This is a genomic window from Shewanella livingstonensis (assembly GCF_003855395.1).
GTDB classification, from domain to species: domain Bacteria; phylum Pseudomonadota; class Gammaproteobacteria; order Enterobacterales; family Shewanellaceae; genus Shewanella; species Shewanella livingstonensis.
In genome coordinates this window covers 1,836,441-1,850,217 of the sequence record NZ_CP034015.1, presented here as the reverse complement: position 1 = coordinate 1,850,217, position 13,777 = coordinate 1,836,441, and the positions used below count along the sequence as shown (strand labels likewise).

Annotated in this window: 9 protein-coding genes; 6 read left to right on the top strand and 3 right to left on the bottom strand. The window is 42.2% G+C overall.

What is annotated here, in order from left to right; genetic code table 11:
- The first annotated feature begins 39 nt into the window (after window positions 1-39).
- The 6 genes from EGC82_RS07995 (at window position 40) to panP (ending at window position 9,224) form a co-directional block, all read left to right on the top strand.
- Entirely contained in the window at window positions 40-1,029 is a 990-nt protein-coding gene (locus tag EGC82_RS07995; protein WP_124730293.1) for a DmsE family decaheme c-type cytochrome, read from the top strand.
- Between the two features lie 12 nt (window positions 1,030-1,041).
- Entirely contained in the window at window positions 1,042-3,129 is a 2,088-nt protein-coding gene (locus EGC82_RS07990; RefSeq protein ID WP_124730292.1) for an MtrB/PioB family decaheme-associated outer membrane protein, read from the top strand.
- Window positions 3,130-3,499: 370 nt separating this feature from the next.
- Window positions 3,500-4,657, top strand: coding sequence for a sugar diacid recognition domain-containing protein (locus EGC82_RS07985; RefSeq protein ID WP_124730291.1), 1,158 nt, complete (start codon window positions 3,500-3,502; stop codon window positions 4,655-4,657).
- 129 nt (window positions 4,658-4,786) lie between these two features.
- On the top strand, window positions 4,787-6,145 hold the full coding sequence (locus EGC82_RS07980) for a GntP family permease (RefSeq protein WP_124730290.1): 1,359 nt from the start codon (window positions 4,787-4,789) through the stop codon (window positions 6,143-6,145).
- 20 nt (window positions 6,146-6,165) lie between these two features.
- Window positions 6,166-7,335 carry a glycerate kinase gene (locus EGC82_RS07975; protein WP_124730289.1) on the top strand — a complete coding sequence of 390 codons (1,170 nt, stop codon included), beginning with the start codon at window positions 6,166-6,168 and terminating at the stop codon, window positions 7,333-7,335.
- A 230-nt stretch (window positions 7,336-7,565) separates the two neighbouring features.
- Window positions 7,566-9,224, top strand: a complete 1,659-nt coding sequence (panP, locus tag EGC82_RS07970; protein ID WP_124730288.1) for a pyridoxal-dependent aspartate 1-decarboxylase PanP — start codon at window positions 7,566-7,568, stop codon at window positions 9,222-9,224.
- A gap of 18 nt (window positions 9,225-9,242) precedes the next feature.
- On the opposite strand, the gene EGC82_RS21235 is transcribed toward panP, so the two are convergent.
- From EGC82_RS21235 to EGC82_RS07960, 3 genes are all read right to left on the bottom strand, one after another.
- Window positions 9,243-9,395, bottom strand: a complete 153-nt coding sequence (locus EGC82_RS21235) for a hypothetical protein (RefSeq protein ID WP_164839108.1) — start codon at window positions 9,393-9,395, stop codon at window positions 9,243-9,245.
- Window positions 9,396-10,405: 1,010 nt separating this feature from the next.
- On the bottom strand, window positions 10,406-11,614 hold the full coding sequence (locus tag EGC82_RS07965) for a hypothetical protein (protein ID WP_124730287.1): 1,209 nt from the start codon (window positions 11,612-11,614) through the stop codon (window positions 10,406-10,408).
- A 252-nt stretch (window positions 11,615-11,866) separates the two neighbouring features.
- Window positions 11,867-12,586, bottom strand: coding sequence for a uracil-DNA glycosylase family protein (locus EGC82_RS07960; protein ID WP_124730286.1), 720 nt, complete (start codon window positions 12,584-12,586; stop codon window positions 11,867-11,869).
- Window positions 12,587-13,777 lie beyond the last annotated feature (1,191 nt).

Sequence of the window (13,777 nt, the reverse complement as noted above, 5' to 3'; positions counted from 1 at the left end):
TTGTTGATCATCAAAATGGACAAATTAGGAAGTCTACTTATGAAGACCACACATTCAATCAATACCTTATTTTTAGCCCTGCTCTGCCTTACGGCATCGACGCTGTTTATGTCGAATAATGTACAGGCAGCAAAGTGGGATGCCAGCATGACACCGGCAGAAGTTGAAGCAACCCTCGATAAAAAATTCGCCGAAGGAAAATATTCTCCTAAAGGTGCTGACTCATGTTTAATGTGTCATAAAAAGTCTGAAAAGGTCATGGATTTATTCAAGGGTGTTCATGGCGCTATTGATTCATTAAAAAGCCCAATGGCTGGATTACAGTGCGAAGCATGTCACGGCCCTTTAGGTTCACATAATCGTGGTGGTAAAGAGCCAATGATAACCTTTGGCCCAACTTCAACACTCGCTGCAGACAAGCAAAACAGTGTGTGCATGAGCTGCCATCTCGACGACAAACGCGTGGCATGGGACAGTAGCCACCACGCCAATGCCGATGTGGCATGTGCATCTTGTCATAGCGTACATGCTGAACATGACCCAGTATTGTCAAAGCAAACAGAAGTCGAAGTGTGTACTACTTGTCACACCAGACAAAAAGCAGACATGAACAAGCGCACCAGTCATCCAATGAAATGGAATCAAATGACCTGTAGCGACTGCCATAATCCACATGGCAGTTTAAGCGATTCAGATCTTGTTCAGCCAACAGTCAATGAAACCTGTTATTCATGTCACGCTGAGAAACGCGGCCCAAAGCTGTGGGAGCATGCACCCGTCACCGAAAATTGCGTCAATTGCCATAATCCCCACGGTTCTGTGAACGATGCAATGCTCAAGACTCGCGCGCCGCAACTGTGTCAACAATGTCATGCCGGTGAAAATCATACCAGCAATGCATATCTAGGCAACACTGATATGGGTTCAACGGTAAATGGTAATGCCTTTACTGGTGGTCGCAGCTGCTTAAATTGTCATAGTCAGGTGCATGGTTCTAATCATCCGTCTGGTAAGTTACTGCAGCGCTAAGGAGATTATATTATGAATACTAAATTGAACCTCATTACCTTAGCGTTACTCACTAGTACCAGCTTTAGCCTTATGGCAGATGGTTATGGCCTAGCAAACGCTAACACCGACAACATCAAGTATGATGCTTGGCAATGTAAAGCCTGTGCGGTGGCTACGGGAACCACAGGCACCGTCGGTGTTGGTATTGGTTATAACAGTGAAGATGATATTCACTCCGCTAACGCATTTAATAGCAGCAATCAAACTGCAGGCAAAATAGATGCCGATATTAACTATCGCGGTAACAATGGCTATCAAGCAAAAGTGGCGGCCAACAACTTGGGTATGGACAATGGCCGTATGGAGATTGATGTTGGCAAATTAGGACTATATCGTCTCAATCTTGGCTATCGATCCATTGCAACCTACCAAAGCAGCAATGCGTTAAGTCCTTATCAAAATATTGGCAGTGATAACCTCACCTTAGCCAGTAATTGGGTCACCGCGGGTGCTAGTTCAGACATGCCAATGTTGTATAGCAGTTTAACCCCATTTGAATTATCACTAAAACGCGAACGTGCAGGTCTTGGGCTTGAATACCAAACAGAATCACTGTTCACAACCTATGTTAACTTTCAGCGCGAAGAGAAAACCGGTACTAAGATTGCCTCTGGCAGTTTTTTCAATCAATCGATAATGCTTGCAGAGCCTGTTGATTACACTACAGACATTTTAAACGCGGGGATTAAACTCGGTGGCGATAACTGGTTTACCAGCTTAAACTACAATGGTTCAGTGTTTAGTAATAACAACCAACAGCTAGGCTTTGACAGTGCCTTTAATCCTACGTTTGGGGCCCAATCTAGGGGTTACATTGCACTCGACCCCGATAATGAAGCTCATACAATTTCGTTATTGGGTCAATATAATGATTCTATTACCAGCTATAGTGGCCGCTTACTCTTAGGTCAAATGACCCAAGATCAGCAGTTGACTAACTTAGGTTATAGCGACTCATTACCTGCTGACAGTATTGATGCCAAAGTCGACATTACCGGCATGACACTCAAAGCAATCACTAAACTCAATCGAAAATGGCGCCTTAGCGGCAGTTATGATTATAACGATAGAGAGAACAATACCCAAATTGAACAATGGACCCAAATTAGCATTAATGATGTCACCGGCAAAGTAAGGTATAACACCCCATACGATCTCACCACTCACAGAGCTAAATTGTCTACTGACTATCGTATCAACCACAATATTAAACTCGATGCAGGATATGATTTCAAGCGAGATGAACGCAGTAATCAAGGTAGAGAAACCACTGACGACAATAACGTTTGGGCACGTTTACGTGTCAATAGTTTTGATATGTGGGATATGTGGCTTAAAGGCAGCGTCAGCAAAAGAGATGGTTCAGAATATCAAGCATCAGAATCGTCATCATCAGAGCAGAATCCATTGTTACGCCGCTATTACTTAGCCGACCGCGACCGTACTCAAATGGAAGCGCGTTTTAACCACACTCCTATGGATAACTTAAACGTCGATTTTGGGGTTCGTTATGCTATTGATGACTACGCCGACACCCAAATAGGCTTAACTGAATCAAAAGATACTAACTACGATATCAATGTTAACTACATGATTAATGATGATATGAATGTGAATACATTTTATAACCATCAAATCATAAAATCTGCTCAGTCTGGCAGTGCCAATTTTAATATTGCAACATGGCAAGCTGATATAGAAGATACCGTCGATGTTGTTGGTGCGGGTTTAAGTTATAACAATTTAATGGACAGTCGTTTACGCTTAGGCTTGGACTATACCTACTCAGACTCAGACAGTACCACCCAAGTCAGTCAAGGTATTAGTGGTAATTATGGTGACTATTTTGCCAAAATACATAACATTAATGTGTACGCACAATATCAAGCCACCGAAAAAATGGCTTTGCGTATAGACTACAAAATGGAAAAGTATCTTGATAATGATGACGCCAATGATATCGCCCCTGATACCATTTGGAATGTGATCAGTTTAGGCAACTTACAACATAATTACACTGCACACATGATTATGCTTAACGTCAGCTATAAGCTATAAGTGAAGTAACCGTTATATAACCGAGCGGTTCACCGTAAAAATAACGCCAACCTTATCTAGGTTGGCGTTTTTATATCATTTGATTTAATGACGTTTTAGTACAAAAATGGTCGCTAACATCCTATTGTAAAAACAACTTGCAATCACACCGGATTTAACATTATATTAACAAGGTGAATAGCTTGTGATTGAAGTTTGGGCAAAAGGATGTTGCCCCCCATTTTATATTGTTAATCTTTACTACCCAGTTGCCGGTTCAAAAACTCCCTCTTATTTTAAATATCCTACGCATTTAAGCACTAACGTCCTCCCAATACTTAGCCAACATCAGGTATCATTCAATACCGATATTGATTGCCAAGAGAAATTCATGTTTCAGATTGATACCCAAATTGCCGCTAAAATTGTCGACCGAACCATGAAAATTATTGGGCATAATATCAATGTTATGAATGCTCAGGCGGTGATATTAGGTTCAGGCGATATCGATCGAATTGGCTCTGTACATGAAGGTGCACTATTAGCGATTAGCCAAAATCGCAATGTTGAAATCAATCAAACCATCGCCTCAAACCTACAAGGGGTAAAACCCGGGCTTAATTTACCATTGCATTACCAAGGTCAAGTGATTGGTGTTATCGGTATCACTGGCGAGCCAGACACATTAAGCCACTATGGTGAATTGCTTAAAATGACAGCTGAGATGATTGTTGAGCAAGCAAACTTGCAAGAGCAATTACAGTGGCAGAATCGTCAAAAAGAGGAGTTTATTTCCCAACTCATTCATGCCAATGAACAAGACTTACCTTCTTTACAACAATGGGCATTGCAATTGGGTATCGATTTAAACGTGCCGCGAGTGGCCGCCATTATTGAGCTCGATAGTAATAACCCACTATATCAACAAGACAATCAAGCATTAAAACAAGTACTGTATTTATTACAAAATCCTGTACGCGATAACTTAATTGCGATGACATCACTCACTCAATTAGTGATTTTAAAACCGGCTTTTTTAGATGGTAAGCAATTTGACCCAGAGCTTGAAAATCAACGCATCAACAAATTGCTCAAACGCTTACCCGCCAATATGCAGCTTAGCCTGCATATTTCATTGGGGCATTATTTCGGTGGTGAACTCGGTATTAGTTACTCTTATCGTACCGCTAAAGAAACGTTAGATATTGGCAAAAAGTTACATCCAACCAAAACCAAATATTTATACCAAGACTACAGCTTACAAGTGCTGTTATCAGGACTGCGGCACCACTGGCGAGGTAATGCGCTTGCTGGGCCGTACCTAAAACTCATTGAAGTAGACAATAACCAGCAATTGCAAAAAACACTTGCCGCTTATCTAGATCACATGGGAGATATCCAAGCCTGCGCTAACAGTTTGTTTATTCATCGAAACACACTGCGTTATCGACTAGATAAAATTCAAACGATTACCAACATTGATCTACGCAGTTTTAATGGATTACTGAGTTTATATTTAGGCCAGTTAATTCATCAACCCAGCACCTAGTTGTGCGTACGCACAAATTTAGCGTCAGCTTGCTTATTTATTGGTGCAAACGCACAGAGTAATTTATGGGTAATGGTTTACTATGATAAAGACTAAACTACCCCTACAATAATAAATAACGAGTACTCTATGGGACTAATATTGATCTTACTCGGCGTAATAGCCTTTATCGTCATCGCCACCTCTACATTTAAACTCCACCCTTTTTTAACCCTCATTTTAGCGTCGTTCCTCACCGCATTTGCCTATGGCTTACCCAGCAATGAAATCGCCAAAACCATCACTGGCGGTTTCGGTGGTATTTTAGGTTATATCGGCTTAGTCATTGTGCTCGGTACCATTATCGGTACCATTCTCGAAAAAAGTGGGGCAGCCATTACCATGGCAGATGTAGTGATTAAACTGTTTGGTCAACGGTTCCCAACGTTAACAATGTCAATGATTGGTTACTTAGTGTCGATCCCTGTTTTTTGTGATTCAGGTTTTGTGATTTTAAATTCATTAAAACAGTCAATGGCAAACCGGATGAAAGTGTCTCAAGTTGCCATGAGCGTCGCCCTAGCAACTGGGTTATACGCAACTCATACCTTTGTGCCGCCAACCCCAGGCCCTATCGCTGCAGCGGGTAATCTTGGTCTTGAATCACAACTTGGACTCGTTATTGCTGTCGGTGTGTTTGTTGCTGCCATTGCCGCTTTTGCCGGTATGTTGTGGGCCAATCGTTTTGCCAATGAGCAACCTGACGGCGAAGGCGCCGATGAACTGAATCTACAACAAGAAGATTTTGATGATCTAAAGAAAACCTATGGCGAATTACCTAGTCCTACCAAAGCATTTGCGCCTATTTTTGTGCCTATCATTTTAATCTGCTTAGGCTCGGTGGCTAACTTCCCTTCAAAACCACTCGGTGAACAAGGCTTATTCGATTTATTAGTGTTCTTGGGCCAGCCTGTTAACGCCTTAATGATCGGCTTATTTTTATCATTATCACTATTAAAAAGTAACCAAAAAATCAAAGAGTTTAGCGATCGTATCAGCCAAGGTTTAGTGGTATCGGCACCGATTTTATTGATCACTGGTGCTGGCGGCGCATTTGGTGCGGTATTAAAAGCCACCGAGATTGGCGCATTTTTAGGTAGCAGTTTATCCGCTTTAGGTGTGGGCATTTTTATGCCATTTATCGTGGCAGCCGCACTCAAATCAGCACAAGGTTCATCTACCGTAGCATTAGTCGCTACTTCAGCGTTAGTGGCACCATTATTAGGCGATATCGGTTTAGCCTCAGAAATGGGCCGAGTGTTAACTGTAATGGCGATTGGCGCAGGTGCGATGACCGTCTCACATGCAAACGATAGCTTCTTCTGGGTGGTGACTCAATTTAGCCGCATGAGCGTCAAGCAAGCGTATCGAGCTCAAACAATGGCGACTTTAGTCCAAGGTGTCACGGCGATGATTACCGTTTATCTACTGAGTTTATTTTTACTGTAAATTATTAATCAGAGTCTTATATGAAAATCGTTATTGCACCAGATTCATTTAAAGAAAGCTTAAGCGCACTTGAAGTAGCTAATGCCATCGAAGATGGATTTAAGCAGGTATTCCCAAACGCGCAATATTGTAAGGTGCCAATGGCCGACGGCGGCGAAGGTACTGTGCAAGCGATGGTCGATGCCACCCAAGGACAGATTATTAATCTTACTGTCACTGGGCCTTTAGGTTTACCTGTAAACGCATTTTATGGCGTGTTAGGACAACTAGATGAGGATGGAAACCAAACTGCAATAATCGAAATGGCTGCGGCATCAGGTTTACACCTGGTGCCATCCACTCAACGTAATCCATTATTAACCACCAGTTTTGGTACTGGTGAGTTGATTGCCGATGCATTAGACAGAGGCATAAGACACATCATTTTAGGCCTAGGTGGCAGTGCGACTAACGATGCCGGCGCGGGCATGATGCAGGCTTTAGGCGTAAAACTAAATGATATAACCAATACTGCATTACCTTTGGGTGGCGCAGCCTTAGCCACATTACATTACATCGACATGCAATCATGCCATCCAGCCATTAAGGAGTGCGCGATTGAAGTGGCGTGCGACGTCGATAATCCGTTATGTGGACCGCGAGGCGCCAGTGCTATTTTTGGTCCACAAAAAGGCGCTACAACCGAGATGGTTGAGCAACTTGACCTCGCTTTGGGGCATTTTGCTCATGTCATTAACCAACACCTTAACCAACCCATTGATGGACACTGTCAATTGCACCCAGGGGCTGGTGCTGCTGGCGGTATGGGGTTTGGCGTAATGACACTGTTAAATGCAACCTTAAAACCTGGGGTCGATATTGTCACAAAAAGCGTTAAGCTGGCACAACATTGTCTTAATGCTGATCTCATTATCACCGGTGAAGGTCGAATGGACGGTCAAACCGTATTTGGTAAAACCCCCATGGGAGTATTGAATGTTGCCAAACAACAGAATATTCCGGTAATTGGCATTTCAGGATGCCTTGGTGAAAATGCAGATGTTATTTTAGCCGAAGGTATGCACGCTATTTTCCCTATCATTCCTGCGTTGCAGCCCTTAGAGCAAGTATTGTCTGAAGCTCAGGTTAATCTAACCAATACCGCGCGCAACATTGCTGCAATCATGTCACTTTCATTTGCGAGTAAGTAATCTTATCCAACACAAATGCCTTACCACATTTGTGTTGGATTATTCATATCAACATCTTTCATCTTCTGAATAACCGCAGCTAATCCGTAGTAATAACACGATAAATGCTTGAAGCGGAACCAGCCATACAGTAAAGTTAGCACCCTCATTTCGTCCTGAAGGTGCAGCGTTAATCGTAAAGCACCCGTCAATGCTATCAGGATGAAGTTTTCATCATTACGGCAAGCAAAATGACCTCGAAAATCACCCGTCAAGCAAACGCTTCAGAAGACAGTTTACTGCGTATTTTTACCGCCCCTGAAGATTCAACCTCGACGTTGAGCATTATTGAGCAAAAGCTATCTCAAGACCTCGCAGGTTTTTTAGGTAATAGCATCGCCGCACTGGAAAAACCACTGTCAGAAATTGAAACCGACTTTAGCGCCTATCAGATCCCAACAGATCCAAAATTCGTTTCTGATTATGCCGACGAAATAATGCAAAACCTAGTAGCTCATTCAGTCCATACTTCAGCACCCAGTTTTATTGGACACATGACCTCGGCCTTGCCTTATTTTGTGTTACCACTGTCAAAAATGATGGTCGGGCTAAACCAAAATTTAGTCAAAATTGAAACATCCAAAGCCTTTACTCCATTAGAACGCCAAGTGTTAGGCATGATGCATCATTTGGTGTATCAGCAATCTGATCATTTCTATCATCAATGGATGCACAGCGCTAACCATTCACTTGGGGCATTTTGCTCAGGCGGCACCGTTGCCAATATCACCGCACTGTGGATTGCCCGAAACCGGCTGCTACAACCTTGCGGCGATTTTAAAGGCGTCACCCGCGAAGGAATGACGAAAGCATTACGCTTTTATGGTTATGATGACCTTGCTATTTTAGTGTCAGATCGCGGTCATTACTCTTTGGGTAAAACAGCCGACTTGTTGGGTATTGGCCGAGATAACATCATTAGTATCCCAACAGACGAGCATCATAAAGTCGATGTCGCCGCCATGCGAGATGCAGCAGAAAAGCTGGCACAACAAAATATTAAAGTGATGGCCATTGTCGGTATCGCTGGCACAACGGAAACAGGCAATGTGGATCCCTTAACTGAATTAGCAGCGTTAGCCAGCGAGCTAAATTGCCATTTTCATGTCGACGCTGCTTGGGGCGGCGCGAGTTTATTGTCCAAAAAATATAGCCACTTATTGAAAGGCATCGAATTAGCTGACTCCGTCACTATCGATGCTCATAAGCAAATGTATGTTCCAATGGGCGCCGGTATGGTGCTATTTAAAGATCCTGAACTGGCTAAAGCCATAGTGCACCATGCTGAATATATTCTACGGGTAGGTTCAAAAGACTTAGGCAGTCAAACGCTGGAAGGTTCGCGCCCAGGGATGGCAATGCTAGTGCATGCTTGTCTTCAAATTATTGGCCGTGATGGCTATGAAATCCTCATTAATAACAGCCTAGAAAAAGCCCGTTATTTTGGCTCAATCATCGACCAACATGCTGACTTTGAGTTAGTCACTGCACCGGAGTTATGTTTGCTGACCTATCGCTATGTACCAAAATCGGTGCAAGCAATACTCACTACAGCTCTAGCCAACCAAGATACCGTTTTAGTTGCTTCAATCAATGAACTACTCGATGGACTGACACAATTTATTCAAAAGCATCAACGCGAACAAGGTAAATCGTTTGTGTCACGCACACGGATTAAACCGGCAAAATACTTACGCCAACAAACGACGGTATTTAGAGTCGTGCTTGCCAATCCGTTGACCAGTCATCAGATTTTACACGACGTATTGACGGAACAAGTTGAGATCGCCGCGTTAGATAGCGAATATTTACCACAGTTGTTGGCGTTAATCGCACAGACTCATCAATAACGTCGATTTTATAGCTTGTTAGCTACCTTCTCGTCGTCCCGGCAGTGTTTTTAAGCCGGGATTCAGGTGTTTGCTTTGTACTTTTGTACTTTTGTACTCATGGCCTACGGCCACTAACGTCGTGGCGCTTCGCCCACACCAGGCTTTTTCAAACTTCGTTTGAAGTAACATCGCAAGGTTCCACCCTGCACGGGCCAAAAGGGGATCAACAGCAATCCCCTCTTGGATCACCCCTGCCGTTCCGGCAACATTTTCGCTTTTTAACCAAACAACTGCAGCGAAAAAATTGCGACGGAAATTGATCCAGCTTTTAACTTCGTCTTAGTGTTCTTCAGCCACCTCTTTATAGTAAAGAATGAAAATGCTAACGCTTCCGATGGTACATCTGATGTGAATGGATTCACGAATGTCGTGATGGCAAGATGCCAAAGAACGACCTGTACCGCGAAAGCTAGCCTGACGTCCTGTCAGGCTCACGCTATTTTCTTCAACGGCCTCAAGTTCAGAGTTGCATTTATAAATCTTTAAACAAAGCTAACTGATTTATGGACAGGAGTGGATTAGAACTTATCTTTTTATAAACATACCCTGATTCCACTAGATGCGGCTCTATTTTAGCTTATAGTTTATAACTTATAGCCTGCGGCCACTAACGTCGTGGCGCTTCGCCCACACCAGACCAAGAGGAAACCAACGGCTGTTCCCTCTTGGAACTCCCAGCCGCCCCGCAACATTTTCGCTATTTATAAAACAAGAGCTGCGAAAAGTCGCCATGGGGTCAGATTTAACTTTGACCTACATTTGCAGACTGCTTCGGCCTTATTCGAAAATGCTAACGCTTCCGATGGTACATCCTGTACCGCGAAAGCTAGCCTGACGTCCTGTCAGGCTCACGCTATTTTCTTCAACGACCTCAAGTTCAGAGTTGAATTTAGACTTTGGCAAGCGTTACTAACCCGTTTGTGGACAGAAATCATTTAGAGTATTGAGTCTAGTTAAGTTCTATTGGATTAAAAAAATACCTAAGTTTATTCGCCCCCCCTAATTCGCTATGGTAATACCCCTACGACCTGACGATGGTTCAGTTTTGTCTATGGTGTCCACTTAGCGTGTTTCTCCATACCACGCTATATGAACGTCTGCACACATTATTTGTGCAGGCAATAAGTTGTTGTTATCTTCTACCAAAAGCGAGTTTGAGTAAAAAAACCAGTCTCCTTTGCATTTTCCATAATATGATGATGAGCATTTAAAAAAGCATCCTCATTTTTGAGGTTGAAGCAAAATTGGTAAAAATCTGGATAGCCGAATACGATACAAGGAACATTCTTGGTTTTATAAATTTCAAGGATCTGTGGACTGAATTCGGCAGATTGATCCATAAATAATTCTTTTACCACAATCAACGCTTTCAACTCTAACGAATTGATATTCACAGAATGCTGTACTTGATCAATAAAAAACTCTAACTTGCCTTGTGTGCGGCGATAATAACTAATAGCTCCATTTACTTGGTTTGTAGCCTTTTTTAACGCGCTCAACACATTTTTTCTTTTTCTTGGTAGTTTCTGTCGGCTAATCTTTTCTATGTTAGGGCTATCTTTTGCTTGAATTATCAGCGATACAGTATCTGTAATAATAAGAATGTCGCACATTTCTTCATCATCATAAGTCCGTTTAGGGTTGAGGAATATTTGCTCAGGCTGGAATGTTAAAAGAAGGCATTGAACTATATCCTCTTCTTGGTAGCCCCCAGGTTCTTGTCTTTCCAACATCGTATGACTATGCCCACGAGAACCATGGTATGAATGACGCTTTGGGCAAAGGTCTTGCCTAAAGATACTATCTCCATAAATAGGGGGGGATAAAATAATATCAATTGCTTGTTTATCATCTTTTTTTGTTCTAGAACTAAACGAAATTTCAATGGCTTGCATTATTTTTTTTGCATTTGATAATGTAGGCTCTAGAAGTACTACCTCATTAATTTTACTAAGAGTTTCATCAGGAATTATGACATCGGCACGATATACTAATAGTTCTCTAGCTAACTCATCAAAAAAATGAACATTGAGTATTCCTTTTTTTAAAAATCTGAATAAATTTCGAGCAAAGTCTTCTTGGAATAATGGGGTTTTAACAACTAAAGGTTCATCTTCGTCATCAAAAAATGCAGTAATTAAACCTAAGGTTAGATGACTATCAACCTTAACAGGTATTAGGTACAGCTTAAACTTCCCATTGATCTTAGCAGTTAGAAGGACTTCCTTTGGTGCCTTAATAATAAATGCTTGGTAATCTTCATCAGCTAAAATCAAGCTTTCGGGTAAAATACCAAAAGGCATTTGCTGAATAATTGGCACAATTTCAGGGTAAAGAACTGAAAGCATCACTAATCTCCAAAGATATAGGTTTGTATTTTTCTTGGCGACATAACGGATTAGCTAATATTAAGGCTTTATTATAATGGCTTAGTATTTATGTGCAGGGGAAACATAAATACTAAGCCATCTGTAAGTATTGTGAGTAATTTATACAAGCCCTATAGAGGACAGATAGGACTAAGCTTTAAGTCCAAACAGAGCTTACAACTAACATAGAAAATGTAATCAACTTACATAAACTTTGGGGCATAAACGAGATTATACCGAGTTTTGACGTTCTTTAGCCTTGTTTTGGTTGGCTATGATCCAGTTAAATACGTCTTGCTTATTTGCTGGGCTGTAGTAGCTAAGATGGGGAACCGCCGCAACAAATGTGTGTACCCCATCGATGTCACAGTGGAATCCACGACAATTCCACTTCCCATGCAAAGATGGTTGAGGTGGTACTTCTTCCTCTTTCAAAAATAAGGCTTTCAAAAACGCATAGGCAGATACCTTATCGATACCATAAGTAAGAATTAAACTTGGCTGGATAATTTTCAAAACCACCTCATGTACCGGCCAACACAATCCCGCCAAACCAAAACACAACTCCGCGGAACTACGTGATGTTTTGAATATGATATTGGATGCGCACACAGTTTTCGGGTCATCAATATTAATCCCTTTCAATAACTCAATAACACGCTTCTGAAGAGGAGCTTCACCCTTAGGATAATTCGATTGCCCGTTTTCCCAACATTCGTCGTAATAAGAGTTTTCTTTTCTTCGCAACATGCTCTGAAGATGACTCCGAATAGTGTATGGAACGCCTGTCATTGGATGATTTTGACCACTACCGCCCGGGTTTAACCCCAACAAGTAGACATCTCCTTTTTTTAACGTTTCATGCGAGCTATATATGACTTCACCAATATCATCAACAATATATTTAAGAGTATTCTCAGCAAAGCTTGGGAGTTGTTCCTTCTCAACCATACTGCGTACTTTCCTTATTAATAACCACTAATATAGAAGACACTTTGTGCCATTACAAAAAGTAAGTCAACTAACTCGCGTTTAAAGGTAAATTTCATGTCGTTCAAAATCACAATGGGGCATAAATAAGTTAAATACTTTACTTTCAAAGCGTGTGATTCAACTCTAAACTTGAGGACGTTGAAGAAAATAGCGTGAAGCTCACATGGATGTGAACTTAGCTTTCGCGGTACAGGATGTACCATCGAAAGCGTTAGCATTTTCGAATAAGGCTGAGGCCGAAGTCAAGTGCAGTCAAAAGCTGGATCAATCTCCATGGTGACCTTTTCGCTGTTTGAAAATGTTGCGGGGCGGCTGGGAGTTCCAAGAGGGAACAGCCGTTGGTTTCCTCTTGGTCTGGTGTGGGTGAAGCGCCACGACGTTAGTGGCAGCAGGCCATAACCTAAATAAGCTTTGGGGCATTAATGATTTGCATACCTTACTTGCAATTGGTGTGATTCAACTCAGAACTTGAGGACGTTGAAGAAAATAGCGTGAGCCTGACAGGACGTCAGGCTAGCTTTCGGTGGCCATGGATGGCCTATCGGAAGCGGTAGCATTTTCGAATAAGGCTGAAGCAGGCTTCAAACAAAGTTAAAAGCTGGATCAATTTCCGTCGCAATTTTTTTCGCTTCTCAGAAAATGTTGCCGGAACGCTGAGGGCTTGCAAAGGGGTACAAGCGCTTTACCCCTTTGCTCTGGTGTGGGTGAAGCGCCACGACGTTAGTGGCCGCAGGCCATAGGTACAAAAAGAACAAAGCAAACACCTGGATCCCGGCTCAAAAGCATTACCGGGAAGACAATTCAATTAACCTGCGTAAGTTGACAAATTACTACCATAATCTTGTGTGGTCGAAGCGCCACGACGTTAGTGGCCGCAGGCCATATCAAACAGTTTCACTATGTAAAGGATTAAGCCAAAGAACCTACCTACTTTTCGAATTAGCCGCTCTTATAGCAGCGTAGCGACCTAGCAGGACGAAGTCCGCTCTAGTATCTAGGTTCTCGATCACACTGTTGCTATCGTTTGTAATAATTCACTAAATTGCAGACGTAAAAAAGCCCCAACTAATGTTGAGGCTTTTTTACACCATACTTACGTATGTAAAGGATGGTACCCGAGGCCGGACTTGAACCGGCACGCCTGATGTT